The sequence below is a fragment of the Variovorax multivorans genome (genome assembly GCF_051216835.1).
GTDB lineage: Bacteria > Pseudomonadota > Gammaproteobacteria > Burkholderiales > Burkholderiaceae_C > Variovorax.
In genome coordinates, this window is the sequence record NZ_JBPJZL010000030.1 from 1 (window position 1) to 19,896 (window position 19,896).

General features: G+C 65.4%; 25 protein-coding genes. 3 read left to right on the top strand and 22 right to left on the bottom strand.

Features of this window, described 5'->3' with window-relative positions; translation table 11 throughout:
• The 6 genes from ACSFCA_RS35590 to ACSFCA_RS35615 form a co-directional block, all read right to left on the bottom strand.
• On the bottom strand, positions 1-141 hold a 141-nt coding region (locus ACSFCA_RS35590), incomplete at its 3' end, for an arsenate reductase/protein-tyrosine-phosphatase family protein (RefSeq protein ID WP_475541951.1).
• Entirely contained in the window at positions 134-637 is a 504-nt protein-coding gene (gene arsN2, locus ACSFCA_RS35595) for an arsenic resistance N-acetyltransferase ArsN2 (protein ID WP_435462884.1), read from the bottom strand. The genes arsN2 and ACSFCA_RS35590, both read right to left, overlap by 8 nt.
• Positions 638-647: 10 nt before the next feature.
• Positions 648-1,127, bottom strand: coding sequence for an ArsI/CadI family heavy metal resistance metalloenzyme (locus ACSFCA_RS35600; protein ID WP_435462883.1), 480 nt, complete (start codon positions 1,125-1,127; stop codon positions 648-650).
• Between the two features lie 11 nt (positions 1,128-1,138).
• Complete coding sequence (locus ACSFCA_RS35605) at positions 1,139-1,462, bottom strand: ArsR/SmtB family transcription factor (protein WP_435462882.1); 324 nt, start codon at positions 1,460-1,462, stop codon at positions 1,139-1,141.
• A 260-nt stretch (positions 1,463-1,722) separates the two neighbouring features.
• A complete protein-coding gene (locus ACSFCA_RS35610) occupies positions 1,723-2,109 on the bottom strand; it encodes a YkvA family protein (protein WP_435462880.1) in 387 nt (128 codons plus the stop codon).
• A gap of 12 nt (positions 2,110-2,121) precedes the next feature.
• Positions 2,122-2,505, bottom strand: coding sequence for a YkvA family protein (locus ACSFCA_RS35615; RefSeq protein ID WP_435462879.1), 384 nt, complete (start codon positions 2,503-2,505; stop codon positions 2,122-2,124).
• 89 nt (positions 2,506-2,594) lie between these two features.
• Between ACSFCA_RS35615 and ACSFCA_RS35620 the strand changes: the two genes are divergently transcribed.
• The 3 genes from ACSFCA_RS35620 to ACSFCA_RS35630 all read left to right on the top strand — a co-directional run bounded on the left by ACSFCA_RS35620 (position 2,595) and on the right by ACSFCA_RS35630 (position 4,798).
• Positions 2,595-3,251 carry a Chromate resistance protein ChrB gene (locus ACSFCA_RS35620; protein WP_435462878.1) on the top strand — a complete coding sequence of 219 codons (657 nt, stop codon included), beginning with the start codon at positions 2,595-2,597 and terminating at the stop codon, positions 3,249-3,251.
• A gap of 20 nt (positions 3,252-3,271) precedes the next feature.
• The gene (locus ACSFCA_RS35625; RefSeq protein ID WP_435462877.1) at positions 3,272-4,534 is read left to right on the top strand and encodes an MFS transporter; all 1,263 of its coding nucleotides are present in this window, start codon (positions 3,272-3,274) and stop codon (positions 4,532-4,534) included.
• A 141-nt stretch (positions 4,535-4,675) separates the two neighbouring features.
• Entirely contained in the window at positions 4,676-4,798 is a 123-nt protein-coding gene (locus tag ACSFCA_RS35630; protein WP_435462876.1) for a hypothetical protein, read from the top strand.
• Positions 4,799-4,812: 14 nt separating this feature from the next.
• On the opposite strand, the gene ACSFCA_RS35635 is transcribed toward ACSFCA_RS35630, so the two are convergent.
• From ACSFCA_RS35635 to ACSFCA_RS35710, 16 genes are all read right to left on the bottom strand, one after another.
• A complete protein-coding gene (locus ACSFCA_RS35635; protein WP_435462875.1) occupies positions 4,813-5,937 on the bottom strand; it encodes a nickel/cobalt efflux protein RcnA in 1,125 nt (374 codons plus the stop codon).
• Positions 5,938-6,073: 136 nt separating this feature from the next.
• Positions 6,074-6,430 (bottom strand): hypothetical protein, encoded by a 357-nt coding sequence (locus ACSFCA_RS35640; protein ID WP_435462874.1) that lies wholly within the window; start codon positions 6,428-6,430, stop codon positions 6,074-6,076.
• Between the two features lie 31 nt (positions 6,431-6,461).
• A complete protein-coding gene (locus ACSFCA_RS35645; protein WP_435462873.1) occupies positions 6,462-6,812 on the bottom strand; it encodes a DUF6488 family protein in 351 nt (116 codons plus the stop codon).
• 24 nt (positions 6,813-6,836) lie between these two features.
• Entirely contained in the window at positions 6,837-7,640 is an 804-nt protein-coding gene (locus ACSFCA_RS35650; RefSeq protein WP_435462872.1) for a HupE/UreJ family protein, read from the bottom strand.
• A 52-nt stretch (positions 7,641-7,692) separates the two neighbouring features.
• Positions 7,693-8,931 carry a TolC family protein gene (locus tag ACSFCA_RS35655; protein WP_435462871.1) on the bottom strand — a complete coding sequence of 413 codons (1,239 nt, stop codon included), beginning with the start codon at positions 8,929-8,931 and terminating at the stop codon, positions 7,693-7,695.
• Positions 8,928-9,230, bottom strand: coding sequence for a DUF3240 family protein (locus ACSFCA_RS35660; protein WP_435462870.1), 303 nt, complete (start codon positions 9,228-9,230; stop codon positions 8,928-8,930). Before ACSFCA_RS35660 ends, ACSFCA_RS35655 begins: the two co-directional genes overlap by 4 nt.
• A complete protein-coding gene (locus ACSFCA_RS35665) occupies positions 9,223-12,327 on the bottom strand; it encodes an efflux RND transporter permease subunit (protein WP_435462869.1) in 3,105 nt (1,034 codons plus the stop codon). The genes ACSFCA_RS35660 and ACSFCA_RS35665 overlap by 8 nt, the downstream gene beginning before the upstream one ends.
• Before the next feature lies 1 nt (position 12,328).
• A complete protein-coding gene (locus ACSFCA_RS35670; protein ID WP_435462868.1) occupies positions 12,329-13,456 on the bottom strand; it encodes an efflux RND transporter periplasmic adaptor subunit in 1,128 nt (375 codons plus the stop codon).
• A gap of 79 nt (positions 13,457-13,535) precedes the next feature.
• The gene (locus tag ACSFCA_RS35675) at positions 13,536-14,030 is read right to left on the bottom strand and encodes a hypothetical protein (protein WP_435462867.1); all 495 of its coding nucleotides are present in this window, start codon (positions 14,028-14,030) and stop codon (positions 13,536-13,538) included.
• Complete coding sequence (locus ACSFCA_RS35680) at positions 14,027-14,302, bottom strand: metal-sensing transcriptional repressor (RefSeq protein WP_435462866.1); 276 nt, start codon at positions 14,300-14,302, stop codon at positions 14,027-14,029. Before ACSFCA_RS35680 ends, ACSFCA_RS35675 begins: the two co-directional genes overlap by 4 nt.
• A gap of 97 nt (positions 14,303-14,399) precedes the next feature.
• A complete protein-coding gene (locus tag ACSFCA_RS35685) occupies positions 14,400-14,537 on the bottom strand; it encodes a YHYH domain-containing protein (protein ID WP_435462865.1) in 138 nt (45 codons plus the stop codon).
• Between the two features lie 350 nt (positions 14,538-14,887).
• On the bottom strand, positions 14,888-16,057 hold the full coding sequence (locus ACSFCA_RS35690; RefSeq protein WP_435462864.1) for an MFS transporter: 1,170 nt from the start codon (positions 16,055-16,057) through the stop codon (positions 14,888-14,890).
• Positions 16,054-16,806: an aspartate/glutamate racemase family protein gene (locus tag ACSFCA_RS35695; protein WP_435462863.1), complete on the bottom strand. Its 753-nt coding sequence runs from the start codon at positions 16,804-16,806 to the stop codon at positions 16,054-16,056. Before ACSFCA_RS35695 ends, ACSFCA_RS35690 begins: the two co-directional genes overlap by 4 nt.
• Before the next feature lie 16 nt (positions 16,807-16,822).
• Positions 16,823-18,238 (bottom strand): dihydropyrimidinase, encoded by a 1,416-nt coding sequence (gene hydA, locus ACSFCA_RS35700; RefSeq protein ID WP_435462862.1) that lies wholly within the window; start codon positions 18,236-18,238, stop codon positions 16,823-16,825.
• Between the two features lie 29 nt (positions 18,239-18,267).
• Positions 18,268-19,044 (bottom strand): ABC transporter ATP-binding protein, encoded by a 777-nt coding sequence (locus ACSFCA_RS35705; RefSeq protein ID WP_435462861.1) that lies wholly within the window; start codon positions 19,042-19,044, stop codon positions 18,268-18,270.
• A 7-nt stretch (positions 19,045-19,051) separates the two neighbouring features.
• A complete protein-coding gene (locus ACSFCA_RS35710; RefSeq protein ID WP_435462860.1) occupies positions 19,052-19,888 on the bottom strand; it encodes an ABC transporter permease in 837 nt (278 codons plus the stop codon).
• Positions 19,889-19,896 lie beyond the last annotated feature (8 nt).

Genomic DNA, 19,896 nt, shown 5'->3' on the forward strand with positions numbered 1-19,896 from the left:
GACCTTGCCAGCAGGGTGGCTGCCAGCGGAGTAGGCCTTGAATCGCCCTTTGCCCAAGTAGTTGAGCAGGCCCTCGGCCAGGATGGAGCGCGCAGAGTTGCCCGTGCAGATGAACAGGACGTTGTAGATTTTCTCAGCCATGACGGTGTTTCTCAGTGGAGGAAGTCGGGGTGATCTGTTTGAACATGCAGATGGCCGAGGCAGGGCACAGGCTCTTGAATTCGCTGCTGGCCTGTACGGATGCCGGCAGTGCTGTGCGGTCGCAGCGCTCGAAGCCTCGGGCCTCGAAGAACGGTTCTGCCGTGGTGGTCAGGATGCAGAGGCGATTCACGCCTTTCGATGCGGCGAAAGCTTCCATGGTCTGCAGGGCCTGATCGCCCACACCGTTGCCACGTGCATCGGCGCGGACCGCGAGGGACCGGAGCAAGGCGGTGTCGCCGAAGCGCTCCAGACCGACGCAGGCCACGATCCCTTCGTCGCCGGCGCGGCTCACGAAGAAAGCCTCCATGTGCTCTTCCCGAAGGTCGGATTCGGGCAGGCCAGCATCCCGAAGAAGGGAACGCACGGGCGGCAGAGACGCAGCCTCTGCGCGAACGAATAGCGATCTGACCAGCGATTCAGAGGGTTCTTGGGGCACGGTGCAGCCCTCAGCAGCAGGCGCCTGCGCTCTTGACGGACACGTTGACCGGAATGCGTCGGACAGCGCCAGGCGCGCAGCAAGCGGACTCGGCCTTGACGGTGGACTTGGATTGGCCGTAGACCGGCACGGTGCCGTCCAAGGTCTGGAAGTGCTCCCACGCGATCCCCTGCGGATCGGTGACCCAGTGCTTCTCGCTGCGCGCGTAGCAGCACACTGTTTCGCCCTCGTCGAGCAAGGTCTGATCGGCGGCCTGGCCGCGAGCCTTCAGCTCGACGAGTTCCGCCTCATCCTCGGCCTGAATGCCAAGATGATCGACACCTTTGCCATGCCCGACCGTCGAGATCGCGAAGTTGACGCGCGGATCGTCGAGCATCCACTTGGCGTAGTCGGGCTCGACACGTGCCGGCGGCGACGCAAACAGGTTGGAGTAGAAGGCGATGCTCTTGGCGAGGTCGTCGACGTGCAGATGGACATGGAAGCGCTTCATGGGTTTCTCCTTCAGCATTCGCAAGCAGTGGCGCCGGCAGGCAGGCAAGCCTCGCCCTGACAGCAGTTCTCCGTGAGGTAGCCGAGCAACGCGTTCATCTGCTCAAACACCGCGCGATAGATCAGGTTGCGGCCGTCGCGCTCCTGGCTGACTAGGTTGGCGTGCGTCAGCTCCTTGAGGTGGAACGAAAGACTGGTCGATGGCACGCCAAGCTGCTCCGCCAGTACGCCTGGCGTGAGCCCCGCAGGACCGGCGACAACCAGCGCCCGAAAGACTTGAAGGCGCACGGGCTGCGCCAGCGCGGCCAAGGCTTGAATGACGATCTTTTCTTCCATGATTCAATAATAGTTGAATCATGGAAATAATTCAACGAGTTTTGAATGATCGAGATTGCACGCCGGAGTTCGAAGCGGCCGAAGCTTTACGGCGTGCACCGGTCAACCCGGTGCCCGGCCGCCGTGGCATCTGGCGGGCATCGTCCTCGGCGTGCAAATTTATGCTCGGCAAACTCGCCCAGCCGTCGCTGGTGCGACGGCTTGCCACTTGATAGGTCGTAGCGGTGCAGTGTTTCCGCGTCGAAGGGCCGAACCTTGCCCTATCGCTCTGACCACGCGACGAACCACAGCCAGAGCCACCCAGCGACCACCGACAACGCGAACGCCAGCATGAGTGCCGTCGACGCGCGGCCGAGCCAGCCCGCACAGACACCGATCCAGTCGTCGCTCCTGGTGCGGCACTCTTGCCATACGCCTCGCGGCAGCATGCGCCACGCCAACCACGACAGGAGCGCCAACAACAGCAGATCGTCGACGTAGCCCGGCATGGGCACCACGTCCGGGGTCCAGTCCACGGGACTCGCCGCGTAGACAACAACGAACAACCCGATGGCCTTGACCAAACGCGGTGTCTCGCGATGCCAGCAGCTGAGCCATAGCGCCAGCAAGGCGCCTGCGCAACGGCGCGACCATGTGATGGGGTTCACGAATGTCCCTCCTTATCGAAGCCACAGCCACAAAGCTACCCCAACACCGAGCCAGACCGCAACAACGAATGCGACGCCCCACGCGCTTCGCGGCTTGCCTTCACCGCGGCGCATCCAGTCGTCCGCTTGTACGCGGCATTCGGCGAGCACGTCCTTGGGCAGCAGCCGGATTGCCAGCCAAATCAGGCCGGGCAGCAGGAGCGCATCATCCACGTACCCCAGCACCGGAATGAAATCCGGGATCAGGTCAATCGGGCTGAGCGCGTAGGCAACGACAAAGGCCGCCAGCGCCTTGGGCAGCCACGATGTGCCCGGATGGCGGCATGCGAACCACAGGGTCACAGCGTCGCGTTTGACGCGACGGGCCCAATGGCGGATGTTTCGCAGGATCGACACTGGGACTCCCTCGTGGATACAGATGCGGGCCGCTTGCGCTGTTCGATCTCTATCGATACATTCATGATGTAACGGTCGCTACATTATCTATGAATCAATACAAGAAAACCAGCTGGCTCCTATTGACCTACAAGGTGCCCGCCGCACCTTCCAAGTTCCGCGTAGCGATCTGGCGCCGCATCCGCAGCCTGGGCGCCGTCTACCTACAGAACAGCATCTGCGTGCTGCCAACCACGACCGAGCACCAGCGCCAGTTCCGCATGCTCCAGGCCGACATCGACCGCGCCGGCGGCGACGCCGTGATCTTCGAAACCCTGGCTCTCGACGCAAAGCAGGAAGAGCGCGTCATGGCCTACTTCAAACACGACCGCGACCAGGACTACGAGGAGTTCCTGGACAAGTGCGTCGACTACAAGAAGGAAATCGAGAAGGAGGTCAAGGCAGACCACTACACCTTTGCGGAGGTGAAGGAGAACGACGAAGACCTGAAGAAGCTTAAGAACTGGCTGGAGCGCATCAAGGCGCTGGACTTCTATGGCGCGCCAGCTCGGGCGACAGCGGAGCAGCGCCTCGCCGAATGCGAGGAGTTGCTTGAGGCCTACGCCAACGAGGTGTTCGAGCGCGAACAGAACGCCAAGGGAGAGCCTTTGGAGAAGCCAGCCGCAGCGAAACTCGCCTCCTCCAAGACCCCAGCGAGCAAGAAGCCGGCAGCGAAGAAAAACGCGAAGCGCAGAGATGGGAAATGAAGCCCGAGGACCTGCAAACGATGAGCACCACTCCCTTGCCTCACTCACGTCTGGGCGTTTCGCGGTTTCTGCCTGCCGGCGTCGACCCGGGAGCCTTGCCGCTGCTCGCCGCTCGGGGGCTGCGCGCCTTCGGCGACGGGTACATGGCGGTGCTGCTGCCGGCCTACCTGCTGTCGATCGGGCTGGGCACGCTGGAAGTGGGCATTGTGAGCACGGCGACGATGCTGGGCTCGGCGCTGGCCACGCTGGCGGTCGGCGCCTGGGGACACCGCTTCGCTGGCGGACGGCTCCTGCGCGGCGCTGCCTTGCTGATGGCCGCCACGGGGTTGGGCTTCGCGGGCTTGGCATCGTTCTGGCCGTTACTGGTCGTCGCGCTGGTCGGCACGCTCAACCCGAGCTCTGGCGATGTAAGCGTCTTTCTTCCCCTTGAACATGCTCGCCTGGCTGCGGCGGCTCAGGGCCACGCGCGGACCGCGCTGTTCGCGTGCTACAGCCTCGTGGGCGCGCTGTGCGCCGCGCTGGGTGCGCTGGCCGCCGCCGTGCCCGACTGGCTGGTACGACACAGCGAGCTCGCGCGCCTGGACGCGTTGCGGGGAATGTTCGTTGTGTATGCCGCGATCGGGCTGACCGTCTTCTGGCTCTATAGGGGCCTTCCTGCGCACCTCAGGGCCGGCAATCCAGACGGCCCACCTGTCGCACCGACACCGCTCGGGCCGTCACGTCGCGTGGTGGTCCGGCTGGCAGCGCTCTTCAGCGTCGATGCCTTTGCTGGCGGGCTGACGGTCAACGCCCTGATGTCGCTGTGGCTGCTCGAGCGATTCGGCTTCTCGCTGACTCAGGCCGGCGTGTTTTTCTTCTGGACCGGCCTGATGAGCGCGGCGTCGCAGCTCGCAGCGCCTGTGGTGGCGCAGCGCATCGGGCTACTAAACACCATGGTCTTCACGCACCTCCCGGCCAATGTCTGTCTGGTGTTAGCTGCGCTGTCGCCCAACCTGCCGATCGCGCTGGGCCTGCTGACGATCCGCAGCGCACTGTCGTCCATGGATGTCCCCACTCGAACGGCCTATGTGATGGCGGTCGTGACGCCCGCCGAGCGTGCCGCGGCAGCGAGTTTCACGGCGGTGCCCCGGAGCCTGGCAGCGGCAATCAGTCCCACAATCAGCGGCGCGCTCTTCGCAGCCGGTTGGATCTCCTTGCCGCTCATCGCATGCGGACTGCTCAAGATCACCTACGACCTCACGCTTTGGCGCGCCATGCGACGGGATCGACTGGATGGGGAGTAGTGACGCAAGACGCACCTGATCTGAGGTGCTTCAGCGGGCGAGAAACACCTATGCGCACGCGCCTTTTACGCGGAGTGGCGAAGGATCACAATGATTGGTATGAGACGCCTGTCGGATGATTCTTCAGGCGGCCGTTCGAAGATGCGGACTGCATTTCGCCAAATCGAACGGGCTGTCGCATCGGTGCTGCTGGTCATCGGCGCCGCGGCATTGATCGGCTGGGTCGTTGTCGAGCTCTACGTCAAGGTGGTCACTGCGGACTGACTTTCGCTCTGGCTCTAGACCACACCAGCAGCATGCAACGACTGAATACCGTGATAGCCGACATAGAGCCCGACCAGGATGATCAGAGCGCTCGAGGCATACGGTGCTCTGCGCGCGAACGTTCCGAAGCCGGAGAAGCGTTTCGACGCGTGCTTCATGCCCAAGGCAGCGACGACGCCCGCGGCAACCATCGTGATAGCCAAGCCGATGCTGAAGCAGAGCACGAGGGACGCTCCGAGGGTGAAGCGCTTGAGTTGCAGGCACAGCAGCAGCACCGTGATGGCAGCAGGACAGGGAATCAGGCCTCCCGTGAGGCCGAAACCGATGATCTGCCCGGTGGTGACATTGCGGCTCGCAAAGCGACGCTTGATGTCGTTGGCGTGCGCCCGTTCATGCGCATCCTGAAAACCCGGATCCGAAACATCCAGACCGTGATGCCCGTGATCATGCTCTACAAACTCCACATCAAAGCTGTGCGCGTGATCACCGTGCGCAATCGACAGCCTGACGGTGAACTCGTGCGGTTCGGGAATCTCGTCGACTGATTCGAGATAGCTGCCCTTGCTGGCCAGAACGAACGCCTGGCGTTCCCCGCCAGGACGTTGCGTTTCGATGGCGACGATCTGGCCTTGTGGCACGGTGTCACGGCCCTCGAACCGGACGCGGAATCGAGGCGGAACCCCATCTTCGAAGACTTCCACATCAACGATTCCATGGCCGGTATCGATGCGGCGCTTCTCCTCGCCATGGCCGTGGTGATCATGGCCATGGTCATGATCTGTCTCGATCCGCTCTCGCTGTTGTTCTCGGTAGGTCCGCCAGAGCATCCAAAGCGCAATCGCGATGATCAGCACCGCCGACGCCACCTGGAAGTAGGGCTCGGTCTCCTCGGCACTCCAGTTGCGGCCGAGGTAGAGGCCACCCATCGCGACGGCCCAGACAACCGCCGTGTGCGAGAGCGTTGCCGCGAGTCCGAGCAAGACGGCCTGTCCAACCGTACCCCTGACCGCAACGATGAAGGCAGCCATCATCGTTTTCGAATGCCCGGGCTCCAGGCCGTGCAGGGCACCCAAGAGGATCGCGGACGGGATGAAGACCCAGGCGTTTCCGGATTGAAGAAGTTGAGCGAAGTTTTCCAATTTGGCGTCCTACTCGCACTGTCATGGGTGATGTTTGCTTGCCGTTCAAGTACTGCTGAGTGCAACCTGGTTCGGTCGACGTATCCTATCCCCCCCGAGGGGATGCAGCAATGGAATCCCGGAGACTCTGTGCGGGCTAGAGCAGCTGCGGCGCCACGTCGCCGGAACAGCTGCGTAATTTGACGTACACAGCATCGCCCGCTTCAAAGCGGGTACGTGCAGGCAAGGCGACGATGCGCCTTCTGAGGTGACCGAGGTCCGCATACGACAGCAACGCGAATGTGCCTGTCGTCAGTTGCTCGGTTGTGGCAGTGCTGCGGCAATCGCTCGGCGCAGCACCCCGGAGCGTCGAGGCGGTGCCGACTTCCTCCACCCGGGCCTTTCGCCAACCATCGTTGAAGGCGTACCTGCCTTCGTAGATGGTGGCGCAGCCGGACAGCACGCTGAGGACACATGCAAGCGCACCCAGCACGCAACAGCGTTTGAAAGTCATGCCAATCCTCTGTGCGCGGCCAGCTCGACGTTTACTTGCCCGAGAAATTCGAGGCGATGTAGTTGCCCGGCAGGCTGAGGAAGACGTAGAGCGTGCTCTTGTCGGCTTGCGTGACGGCGGCATTCTTGAAGCTCACCTTCCACTCCTTGCCCTTCTTGCCGTCGATCTGTTCGACCTTCTCCACTTTCACGGCGTCCCAGCTCTTGTCGAGCTTGCCGCCGGTGACCAGCGAGGCCTTGCGCTGGGAGGCGCAATCGACCGCGACCTTTTCGGACGCAGGCGTGTTGCCGTGGAAGTGGCAGCTGCTTCCCTCCGAGGCCATAGCGGAACCGGCGCCGGCAAGGGCTGCAAACGAGGCCAATGCCATCGCAATTTTCTTCATTGAGTCATCCTTTCTTGATGATGGTTAGTCGAGGGAATCCCTGCCAGGATCGGCAGTCTTTCCAATCTCCATGTCCTCGTGCGCGTGCTTGTGCTCTTGGTCAGGGAAACGGAAACCGTTGGGATCTGAGTCGTGCTGGTAGCCATGCAGTTGCATGAGCAGCAGCAACACGCCGGCGTAGACCAGTGCAAGGTTGGCGGCGAAGCTGAAGCGCCGGAACGAGGGGCGATGACGCCAGAGCGCCAGCAGCGCGACCATCACGGCCAACGCGGCGATCTGGCCGATCTCGACGCCGAGGTTGAAGCTCAGGATGCGGATCAGCATCGAGGTGCTGTCGTCGCCGAGCGGCAGCTGCTGCAGCCGCGTGGACAACCCGAAGCCGTGCAGCAATCCGAAGCCGAACACAGCAACCAGCAGGTTGGGCGACTTCATGTCGAAGTACTTCTGGAAGCCGCCGTTGTTGTCGAAGCCCTTGTAGATGACGCTGATCGCGATGATGGCGTCGATCAGGTAGTAATTCCAGGTGATCTTGAAGTACGTCGCGAACACCAGGGTGATGCAGTGGCCCAGCGTGAAGACGGTGACGAACTTGGCCACGTCCTTGAAGCTTGTGAGAAAGAACACCACCCCGAACAGGAACAGCAGGTGGTCGTAGCCGGTGAGCATGTGCGTGGCGCCAAGGCCGACGTACTGCAGGTAGCCGCCGCTGAGCATGCGCTGGCGGTCGGCTTCGGAGATGCCATGGGCGAGCACGTCAAAAGGCAGACCGATCAGCAGTGCCAGCACGGCGAGCGCCAGCAACGCGAGTTTCCGGTGAGGGATCAACATCTAATCTCTTTCAATGGACAAAGGTTCGGAAGATGGGAGAGACAAGGCGTGCTCACTCGAGTGCCAGGTCCCAGATCAGGTGCGCGTCGATGAGGAGCCGATAGGTCGCGCGCAGCGCATCGGCACGGGCCTCGAGCGCTGCGCGGAAAGCCTCGAGGAACTGGCGCCGGGCCAGCAGCAGCGATTGCAGGTCCGCTTCTCCCAGCGAATACGCGCGCTGCGTGAGGCGCGCGCTCTCGCCGGTGGCCGCTGCGCCTCGCTCGGCGAGTTGCCAGCGCGCGAGATGGCCGGTGGCGTCCGCGTAGGTCTCGGCCACGGCCGTCTCCAGCTCGCGCTTCTGCCGATCGACAGCGGCGCGCGCCACCTCGACCTCCTGCAGCGCCTGCTTCATGCGCTCGTCGCGGTAGGTGCCGCTCAACGGAATGCTGACGCTGACGCCCACGATGCGTTCCTTGCGAAACGCCTCCGACGCCGCGAAGACACCGACAGTCGGATCGGGCACGCGATCGGCCGAGGCGCGTGAGGCGGCCAGTTCGGCCTTGCGCAGCTGTGCTTCTGCGACGCGCAACGGATCTGCGGCTTCCAGCACGCGCTCCAGCCACCGGGCCTCCGCCTCTGCCGGTGGGCGCGGATCCGCCATCGGCTGCGCGGGCAATTGAGCGCCTGGGAACCGAACGCGCAGCTTGGCCCGCGCCTTGGCGAGGTGGGAGGCCGCCAGGCTCGCCTGGCGCTCCACATCGGCGAAGTCGGCTGTGGCCACGCTGACATCCAGTGTTGAGGCATCGCCCGCTCTCCTGCGGCTTTCCACCGCTTTCAGGTTGGCCTGCGCAAAAGACTGCTGCTCCTGGAAGAGTTTCTGGGCCTGTGTCGCAGAGAGCCCGTCGATCCACAGGTCCAGCAGGGAGCGCGCGGCCTCGTGGACGGCCTCTCCAACCTTGGCCTGCGCGATGATCTGCTCCGTTTCACCGAGCTGCCGGTCGAGGTCCGCCTTGCCGTTGATGCGGATGGGGCGCTCCAGCTGCGCATGCCACTCCTTGGAGGCGGGGCCGCCGTCGTCGAAGCTGCGCCGCTGCACGGCGAGCCGGGTGGTCCATTCGTTCGGCGACGCGGCAATCATGGCTGCCGAATGGCTCGCAGCCGCCTGGGCACTGCGGGCCTCGCGGACAGCCGGATCCTGTTCGATCCACTGCCGCGCCGCGACGGTGGAAGGCAGGCCGGGTGGTGTCGCCTGGTTTTCGGCGAGCACGGGCAAGGCCCAGGCGATCATTGCGATCCCGGTCCACAACTTCATTTGATTTCTCCCTCGAAGGCCACGGGCGAGGCCCAGTAGCGGATGCCGGTGCCGACAAAGTCGCGTTGAAAACGCTCGAGCAGTTGCGTCAGGACCTCCCCGCTCAGCAGGACCTGGATCTGCATCGCGCGGCTGCGGCCCATGACCTGTTCCTGCGCACTCAACCGTCCGTGGGGCGCGCCGTGGCTGTGAATCTGGACGCTGGTGAAAACCTCGCTGTCTTCGCTCTCCAGCAGAGCATCGAGCAACTTCTCCTCGACCGCGGGCGGGCAGACCAGGTTCAGGCAGTACTCATGCATGACGCACCTCCAGGGTTGGGTCGTCGCGCTGATCGCGCGCGTAGGCGAACCGCAGATACAACAGCGGCAGAAGAATCAGCGTCAGGGCGGTGGCCGTGATCAAGCCGCCGATCACCACGATCGCCAGCGGGCGCTGGATCTCGGAGCCCGGACCGCTGGTGAAGAGCAGCGGCACCAGGCTGAAGGCAGTGATCGCCGCCGTCATCAGCACCGGCCGTAACCGCCGTCGGGCACCCTGCGTGACGCAGGTGACCAAGTCATGCCCCTCGGCACGCAGCTGGTTGAAGTAGCTCACCAGCACCACGCCGTTGAGCACCGCGATGCCCAGCAGCGCGATGAAGCCGACCGAGGCCGGCACCGACAGGTACTCGCCGGTGACCCAGAGCCCAACGATGCCGCCCACGAGCGCGAACGGGATGTTGCTGAGCACCAGCAGGGCCTGGCGCACCGACCCGAAGGTGGTGAACAGGATCAGGAAGATGAAGCCGATCGCCAGTGGCACCACGAGGGTGAGCCGCGCCGCGGCGCGCTGCTGGTTCTCGAACTGGCCACCCCAGCTGATGCGATAGCCGGTGGGCAGCTTCACCTCGGCCGCCACCTTGGCCTTGGCCTCGTCGACGAAGCCGACCAGGTCGCGTCCCGTGACATTGGCGATCACCACGCTGTAGCGGCTGCCCATCTCGCGGTCGATCTTCACCGGACCGCTCTCGCGCGTCAGGGCGGCCAAGGTTTCGAGCGGGACGCTCTGGCCATCGGCCGTCGTGATGCGCAGGGCTGCAAACTCGGCCGGCGAGATCTTTACGCTGTCGGGCCCGCGAATCACGATCGGGATACGCCGGTTGCCGTCGATCACAGTGCCGGCGCGCTGACCCTCGATCTGAACCCGCAAGGCATCCTGCACGTCCTCCACCGACAGGCCGTAACGCCCGGCGCTCAGGCGGTCGACGACCACCCGCAGATACTGCACGCCATCGTTCTCGACGGTGTACACGTCCTGGTTGCCCGGCACCGTCTTCATCAGCGTCTCGACCTGGCCCGCCAGCTCGTTGAGCTTGTCGAGCTCGGGGCCGAAGATCTTGATGGCGAGGTCGCCGCGCACACCGATGATCATCTCGGACACGCGCATGTCGATCGGCTGGGTGAAGCTGTAGCTGATGCCCGGCATCTGATCGAGCACCTCGCGGATCCGGGCGACCAGCGCATCCTTGTTGGCCAGCTTCCACTCGGCACGCGGCTTGAGCACGAGGAAGGTGTCGGTCTGGTTCAGGCCCATTGGATCGAGCCCGATCTCGTCGGAGCCGGCGCGCGCCACCACGCCGGTGATTTCCGGGATCTGGCTCATGAGCGCCTGGTGGATCTTCAGGTCCAGCGCAGCGGTTTCTTCCAGGCTCACCGAGGGGAGCTTCTCGATGCCCACGATGATGTCGCCTTCGTCCATCGTCGGCAGGAAGGTCTTGCCGACCTGGGTATAGACGCCGGCCGCCACCACGAGCATCAGACCGGCGACGATGAACACCACACGCTGGTGGCTCAGCGCCCAGCTCAAAGCGGGCTCGTAAAGCTTGAGCAGCTTGCGCGGCAGCCAGGGGTCTTCATGCGCCGCCTTCTTCAGCAGGAAGGACGACAGCACCGGGATCACTGTGAGCGACAGTACGAGCGAACTGATCAGCGCGAAGACGATGGTCATTGCCACGGGGACGAAGTACTTGCCTTCCAAGCCTTGCAAAGTCAGCAGCGGCAAGAACACCGTGATGATGATCAGGATGCCGGCCGAGACCGGCACCGACACCTCGCGCACGGAGCGCAAAACGACGTGCAGCCGTGGCAGTCTTCCCTTGGCGGTTTGCTGCCCCAGGTGCTGCACGATGTTCTCGACCACCACGACCGCGGCGTCCACCAGCATGCCCAGCGCGATGGCCAGGCCGCCCAGGCTCATCAGGTTGGCCGACATGCCGAAGGCGCGCATCAGGATGAAGGTGCTCAGTGCCGACAGCGGCAGGATGACGGCGACCGCCACGGCTGCGCGCACGTTGCCAAGGAAGGCGCCCAGCAGGACCAGCACGATAAGCGTCGCTTCGATCAGCGCGGTGGACACCGTGCCAACGGCCTTCTTGACGAGCTCGGCGCGGTTGTAGAAGACCTTGATCTCCACCCCTTTGGGCAGCGTGGACTTGAGCTCTTCGAGCTTCGTGGTCACGCCTTCGACCACTTTCTGGGCATTCGCGCCCGCGAGCCCGAGCACCAGGCCCTCGACCGCTTCAGCCTTGCCGTCCTTGGTCACGACACCGTAGCGCGTGACGCTGCCGTGGCGCACCTGCGCCACGTCGCCCAGCCGCGCCAGGTTGCCGTCCTTGCGACTGACCACGATCGCGCGCAGGTCGTCCGTGGTCTTGATGTTTCCTTCGCTGCGCACCAGCAGCACTTCGCCGCCTTCGCCGAGCCGGCCTGCGCCGTCGTTGCGGTTGTTGGCTTCGATGGCGCTCTTGAGCTGCGCGGTCGACACGCCGAGCGCCAACAGCTTGACGGGGTCCGGCACCACCTCGAAGCTGCGCACCTTGCCGCCCAGTGCGTTCACATCGGCCACGCCCGGCACCGCACGCAGGGCTGGCCGGATGACCCAGTCGAGCAGGCTGCGCCGGTCCTCCAGCGACATCCCGTCGGCCTCGACGGTGAACATGAACATTTCGCCCAGCGGCGTGGTGACGGGCGCCATCCCGCCGCTGATGCCGGCGGGCAGGTCGGCGGAGATGTTGGCCAAGCGCTCGGACACCTGCTGGCGGGCCCAGTAGATGTCCGTGCCGTCCAGGAAATCCACCGTCACGTCCACGAGGCCGTACTTGGACACCGAGCGCAGCATGCGCTGCTGCGGGATGCCGAGCATCTCGACCTCGATCGGGCCGGCGATGCGGCTCTCGATTTCTTCCGGCGTCATGCCGGGCGCTTTCATGATGACCTTCACCTGTGTGCTGGACACGTCGGGAAAGGCATCGATCGGCAGATTGCGGAAGGCATACCAGCCAAAGCCCGCAAGCAGAGCGGTCGCAAGCAGCACGAACAGGCGCTGCGACAGCGCGAACTGAACAAGGCGATTGAGCATGTCAGTTGCTTCCGCTCTTGCCGAGCCAGGCCGCCTTCAGTGCGATCACGGAGCCGGTCGCCACCTGCTGGCCAGCGTGCAGATTGCCGGTGACCTGGACCGATTGGCCCGCGCTGGAGATGACATTGACCGGCTGCGCGACGAAGCCCTTTTCGGTTCGGACGAACACGTAGGCCTTGTCATCCTGGCGGGCAATCGCTGGCAGGGGCAATGCCCAGCCGGCGGTGTTCTCCGCGAACGGAACCTTGACCTGCACGACTTCGCCGGGGCGCAGCAGCTCGCCGCCGCCCACCACCCGAGCGCGCAGCGTGACCGTCTGGTTGTCGCTCACCGTGGCTCCGACCGACATCGGTGTCGCACTGGCTTCGTGGCCGACCACCGTGATCGAGCCGGCGGTCTTGCTCGAGAGGGCCTGCTGTTGACGATCGGATGGGATCTGGATGTCGAGCCAGAGCTGTGACGTGTTGACCAGGCGCAGCAGGGAATCGGAGCCCTGCACTCGCTGCCCGGCCTTCACATCCAGGTCGACCACCGTTCCTGCGCTTCTGGCGCGCACGACGAGGCCGTCCTGCAGGTTGCCTGCGTCTCCCATCTTCCGAATGGCTGCGGGATCGACCCCGGCGAGGCGCAGCGAGGCTTCTGCAAACCGCAGGCGGGCCGCGGCCTCCTGATTGGCTGCATTGGCTTCCTGGACACGCCGCTCCGGAATGATCCCCTCGGTGAAGAGCTGTCGCTCGCGCGCGGCGGTCTGGCCGGTCAGCTTGGCCTTGCTGGCCGCCTCCAGCAGCTTGAGCTGCAGGTCGCCATATTCTGGACTGCTCAGGCGCAGCAGCGGTTGGCCGGCCTTGACGGGTTGCTGCTCGTCGACGAGCAGCTCTTCTACCCGCCCGCTGAACGGGGCGCTGATGACCTGATTGCCGCTGGGGGGCACCACCACGCGGGCGGGATAGGCCATGCCGCTGATCGCCGATGGCTTTTCCAGCGGAGCGAGCGTGATGCCGAGGGCCTGCATCTGTGCGGCGGACACCGGGAATTCGGCGGTCGATGGCGTCGCCGCAACGGCGCTGGCCACCATGAGAAAAATGGACGCGCAGCCGAGCGCGGCACGGCGAGCGAGCAAATAGGACATAGAAACTCCACGAGAAAGCGATCCCGTCGCGCAGTCAGGCGACGAGGAGAAGGCAGCGCGCTATGGCGCCGCCAGGGCTTCAAACGTGGAGTGAGGGCGGCGCGCGGCCGTCAGGAGGAACGGTTCGAAACAGCGGGATGGGCACCCGCTCTCGACCTGGGCGCCAGCGCACCAGCGCTTCGGCCATGGGCTGCGTGAGGAGCCCGACAAAAACGAACAGAGGAACGAGCGCCAGGAACTTCGGTGCGGAGTCTGGGCTGGCGAGTTGGATCGGGGTGCCTTGAAGCGCCGACATTGAATGCCCGCCACGGTGGTCCGCATCCGCATTGTCCGAGTCGACATGCAGCAAATGGTCGTCATCTTGAGCCGCTTGCTCGAAGGACGAGTGACCCGCATCCAGCTGGCTGGCGTGGCTCGAGTAGCCCTCGGGGCCGCTTTCGTGGTGATGCGCGTGGAACGGCGAACTGATCAGATCCACGGCGATGACCAGCACCAGCAACCAGCGCATGAGCAGCATCACCCCGGCCTTGGCAGGGGCGGCCGGCTCCGACAGCTGGAAGGCACGCGCGGTCACAGGTACTTCGTGATGTCTTTGAATTCGGCGATGGCCGTGCCGAAGTCGCGAGGCGACTTGGCGATCTCCTCGAGACAGTGATCCAGGTGATCGTGGATCAGGAGCTTCTTGGCTGCGCTGATCGCCTTCTCGACTGCGTGCAACTGCTGCGCGACGTCCGCGCATTCGCGCCCGCTCACCATCATCTCGATGACGTTTTGCAGGTGCCCGTCTGCGCGCTTGAGGCGCTTGATCAGGTCAGAGTGACTTTGGTGGAGGTGTTCGCCGTGCACCGCCGTATCCTATCAGGGGGGATACGAAACGCTCGAAAGAGGCACGCGCTGCGAAGGGGAATTCGTGGTGACGGAATGCTTGCTGGGAACCGACGACTCAGTGGCAGTGCCTGGTGCCGGTTGCCTTTTCCTGATGGCAGCCGTTCTTGTCCGTACCGTCAGAATGGGCCCCGTGGACATGAAGCGCCCGCTGGAGCCGTGGGTCAGGGAGTCCCGCTTTCGCAATGAGGCTCAAGGCGCGGGTGGTGTGAAAGTCCAGGGGAAGCCACCGGCATGAGTGATGCGCAAGGCTCCGTCAAAACGGCTTATCGGCTGCGGGAGGGCACTTCGTCAGAACAGCGTCGATACGCAGTATTTGCTGGCTGTGGTAGGCGACTTGGACCGACTGTTGGCCGCCCGCAGAGGCGGGGACGGACTGCGCGACACACGTCTGCGTCCGCGCAGCATGGCCCACGCGGTGATCAACGCACCAGACTGTCTGCGTCGACCGACCCGACGGACCATCTTCGGGAAGCAATATCAATGTTGCGGCGTTGGTTGGGGTCGTCGAACCGCTGGCGAAGCGGACTTCCTTCTGGCGCCCCGTCAGCGGCGCTGCAGCAGCAGGGTCAGGCCCATGATGACGGTCATCCCGAGCAGCACGGCGAAGGCCGTGCCGGTATCCGCGGCGCTGCCTATCGCGGCAAAGGCCAGCGGCGCGATCGCGATGCCTGTGTAGCCGAACAGCAGGGCGGCACCGGTGACGGCGCCCGCGCGCAAGGACCCGGCGATCCGCGAGATCTCGGCCACCATCACGCCGTTCCATCCGCTCGCACTGATGCCGACCACTGCGAACAGCAGCGCCAGTGCCGCAGGCGGCGGCGTGCCCGGCCACAGAAACAGCGGCAGGCCGGCCGCACCGATTGTCAGCCCGAGTCCGCCGAGCAGCCGGACGGTCGACACGCCCGGCCGCTGCGCCACGCGGCCCCACAGCAGCCGGCCGACAAGGCCCGCTGCCTGCATCAGTGCGACCCAACTCGCGGCGACGGGCACCGGCAGTTGCCAGTGCCGCACCGCATGGCTCATCGCGAAGAAGTTGAGGCAGACCTGGGTCGACATATAGACCAGCATGGTCAGCGTGAGCAGGCGCAACATCGGCGACGCGACCAGTTCGGGCAGACCACTGGCACCGCTCGACAAGGGGGCGACGGGCGCGCCGCCGTCGCTGCGCACCAGGCCCAGGCACCAGGCACCCACGGCAAGCGCCAGTACCGCCACCAGCGCGAAGGGCCAGGCCGCGTGCTGCACCAGCAGCAGGGGCAGCAGCAGCGACGCGGAAATGGCACCGATCTGGTTGCCGGTCTGCCGCACCGAGAAGATCCAGGGCCGGCGCGCCAGCGGCGTGACGCGCGAGAGCACCGAGGCGCTGGCTGGCGTCTCGGGTCCGAAGGACAGGCCTAGCAGGAACACGGCCGGCCAGAAGGACCAGCGCGCCGGGCCGACGCCCAGCGCCTCGACCGTGAGGCACAGCATCGCGAGCATCACCGCGGCCATGCAGAGGCCGGCGAGCTGCAGGTCGCCGAAGCGGCGGATTGCCCAGCCGGCCATCATGGAAGAGAGTGCGCCGATGCCGAACATGACGCTGCCCAGGAGCCCGAGCGATTGGACGTCGACCCCGAGCTGTGGTGCCAGCACCGACAGCGCGAAAGTGCCCATGGCGACCAGCGCCTGCACGGCCGTCATGGCCGGCAGCGTCCGCGCGATGGCGCTGCTCAAGAAGGCGTCCGGCCGTCGAGCAGGCGCGCGAGCGCCTCGGGCAGGCCGCGGTTCGGCTTGACCGGTGGCGGCGCGAAGCTGCCTGCGATGGCCTTGCCGGGTTGCAGCGCGGCGAGGCTCTCGGCATGGCGCACCGCACTCGATACGCCGTCGACCACCGGCACTGGCAGCCGCCCGTGCAGCGCCCGCCCCAGGCCTGCCAGCGGTGCGCCGGCCAGCACGATGACCTCGGCGCCGTCTTCGTTCACCGAGCGCTCGCACAGCGCGTGCAGCGCCTCTTCGTGCTCGCCCTGCACGTTGCCGATGCTCGCGAGCGGACGGTCCAGCGCGCGGATGCTGGCGAGCCGGCCGACAAGCCCGTTCGCTTCGACCACCTCGTGATACCAGGCCCGGATGCGCTGCGAGATCGCGATGATCGAGAAGCGGTGGCCCAGCAGGCAGGCCGTGGCCAGCGCCGATTCGGTGAGGCCCAGCACCGGCACCGCAAGCACCTCGCGCAAGGCCGCGAGGCCCGGATCGCCGAAGGCCGCGACGATCACCGCGTCGTGCCCCGCATGGTGCTCGGCCGCGAGCTGCGCGGTCGCGTACGCGCCGATCAGCGCTTCGAAGCGTGTCTCGATGTAGGCCACGCCCAAGGCCGCCGTCTGCATCGTGATCTGCGTGCCGGGCGAGGCCGCGCGTCGCGCCTCGGTCTCGATCAGGGCAGTGACGCTCTCGGAGATGTTGGGGTTGATGATCAGCAGGCGCATGGCAGGCAATGCTCGCTCAGCGGCGCTTGGGCATCAACGTCGGCACGCCGCAGGCCAGCAGTTTGCCGCGCCCCAAATGCGAATGAAAGCTGCGGCCATCCCATACCACCTCGCCGCGACTCAGCGTCACGCCGGGCCAGGCTTTGAGCTGCATGCCTTCATAAGGCGTGTAGTCGACCTCGTGGTGAAGCTGCTCGTTCTTCAGCACGAAGTCGCGTTCGTCCCAGATCACGAGGTCGGCATCGGCGCCGACCGCGATCGTGCCCTTGCGCGGATGCAGACCATAGGCCTTGGCGGGGCCGGTGGCGGTGAGTTCGACGAAGCGGTTGGCCGTCATGCGGCCGGCCAGAACGCCTTCGGACCAGAGCAGCGCCATGCGCGTCTCGATGCCCGGAATGCCGTTGGGAATGTGGCGGAACGCGACCTCTTCGCCATCGGGCTTCTTGCCTTCGGGTGCGTCGTACTTGAAAGGCGCATGGTCCGACGAGAAAACCGTGAACAGCCCGTCGTTGAGTCCGTCCCAGATCACCTGCTGGTTGGCCTTGTCGCGCGGTGGCGGGCTGCACACGCACTTCGCGCCCTTGTAGCTGTCGTCGATGCCCAGGTCTTCAGCCGTCAGGAACAGGTACTGCGGGCAGGTCTCGGCGAACACGTTCAGGCCATGCGCGCGCGCCCAGCGGATCTGCTCGACGGCCTCGCGGCCCGACACGTGAACGATGAGGATCGGCACGTCGACCAGTTCGGCCAGTGCGATGGCGCGGTGCGTCGCCTCGCGTTCCACCAGCATCGGCCGCGCATGTGCATGGAAGCGCGGCGCGGTGCGGCCTGCGGCCTCGAGCCGCTTGGTCAGCCACTCGATGCAGTCGGCGTTCTCGGCATGCAGCATCGCCATTGCGCCGTGTTCGCGCGCCACCGCCAGCACGTCGAGGATCTGGCCGTCGTCGAGCTTCATGTCGTCGTAGGTCATGTAGATCTTGAAAGACGTGAAGCCTTCCTTGATCAGCGCCGGCAGCTCTTCCTTCAGCACCGTGGGGGTCGGGTCGCTCACGATCAGGTGGAAGGCGTAGTCGACGTGCGCCTTGCCGGCAGCACGTGCGCGATAGTCCTCGACCGCCGCGCGCAGCGACTGGCCCTTTTGCTGCGCGGCGAATGGAATCACGGTCGTCGTGCCTCCGCAAGCCGCCGAGCGCGTGCCGGTGTCGAAGTCATCGGCGTTGCGCGTGGGTGGCGGCATCGGCTGGTCAAGATGGCAGTGGGCGTCCACGCCGCCGGGCGTCACGGTGCAGCCGACCGCATCGATCTCGCGCGCGGCAGCACCGAGCTTCGCCCCGAGCTGCACGATGCGCCCTTCGCTGATGCCGATGTCGCAATCGAAGGTGTCGGAAGCCGTGACGACGCGCGCATTGCGCACGACAAGGTCGAATTCGGTCATGATGTCTCTCTGGATAGGCAGGGTTGCGCTCAGGCCGGCACGGCGGCCTCGGGCCGCAGCAGCTGCAGGATGTGGCGCTTGTAGTCGTTGAACTGAGGGCTGGTCGCGTCCCGCGGGCGCGGCAGGTCGATGGGCAACAGCTCGCGGATGCGGCCCGGGCGCGCCGACATCACGGCCACGTGCGTACCCAGCGCCAGCGACTCGTCGATACCGTGCGTCACGAAGACGATGGTGCTCTGGCTCTCGCGCCAGATGCGCACTAGCTCGGCATGCATCTCCATCTTGGTCTGCTCGTCGAGCGCGCCGAAGGGCTCGTCCATGAGGATCACCTCCGGGTTCATGAGCAGCGCGCGCGCAATGCCCACCCGCTGGTTCATGCCGCCGGAGAGCTCGCTCGGAAAGTGGTTCTCGAAGCCGGTGAGGCGCACCATGTCGATGAAGCGCTGCGCCTTCTCGCGGCTCACGCGCTTGTCCGTGCCACGCATCGTGAGGTGGAAGGCCACGTTCTCCCAGACCGTGAGCCAGGGCATCAGCGTGGGCTGCTGGAAGACGAAGCCGCGGTCGGAGCCCGGCGCGGTCACGACCTGTCCGCCGACCGACACGGTGCCGCTGCTGGGCTTGTCGAAGCCCGCGATCATGTTGAGCAGGGTCGACTTGCCGCAGCCGCTGGGGCCCAGCAGGCAGAGGAATTCATTGCGCCCCACGCTCAGGCTGATGTCGTCGAGTGCCTTCACGGTGGTGTAGCCCTTCCGGTCTCGGGGGTCGTTGAACAGGCGCGAGACGCGCTCGATGGTGATGAGGGTCATGGCGGTGTCAGCCTTCCTTGGCCTGCAGGGTGGAGCCGCGCTGCCAGCGCAGCACGCGCGCGGCGATGAGCTTGATGGCTAGGTCGCTCAGGAACCCGAGCAGCCCGATGCTGACCATGGCCGCGATCACGAGGTCGTAGCGCAGGAAGTAGTACGAGTCCCACAGCACGTAGCCCACGCCGCTTTTGACGGCCACCATCTCGGCCGTCACGGTGAGCATCCAGGCCGAGCCGATCGCGATGCGCAGGCCCGAGAAGATACTCGGCAGCGCCGCCGGGAACACGATGTGGCCCAGCAGCTTGCGCGGCGAGCCGCCGGCCATGGCACCCGCGCGCAGCAGGTTGCGGTCGCAGGTCTTCACCCCGTGGATGGTGCTCAGCAGCACCGGGAAGAACGAGCCCAGGAACACCAGGAAGATCGCCGGCTTGTCGGCAATGCCGAACCAGATGATGGCCAGCGGAATCCACGACACCGGCGGCACCGGACGCAGCACCTGCAGCAGCGGCTCGATGAGCTTCTCGACCGTGTGCGACCAGCCGATCGCCATGCCGATGCCCACGCCCAGCAGCGTCGCCAGCGCAAAGCCCGCGAACACGCGGCTGGCACTCGCAAGGGTGTCGAAGATCCACCGGCCGCTGTAGCTCTGCGTGTTGCCGTCGGTCGCGAAGACCCAGTCGGCCCACGCCACCAGCACCTGCGAGGGGGCCGGCAGCAGGGCACGCGGAAGAATGCCCGAGCGGGAGAACAGCTCCCACCCCACGAGCACCAGCACCGGCACGATGGCGCGCTCAATACGCAGATAGAAGCGCCGGTAGTAACCGGCCAGAGGGGAAGGCACCGCCATCGTCACGC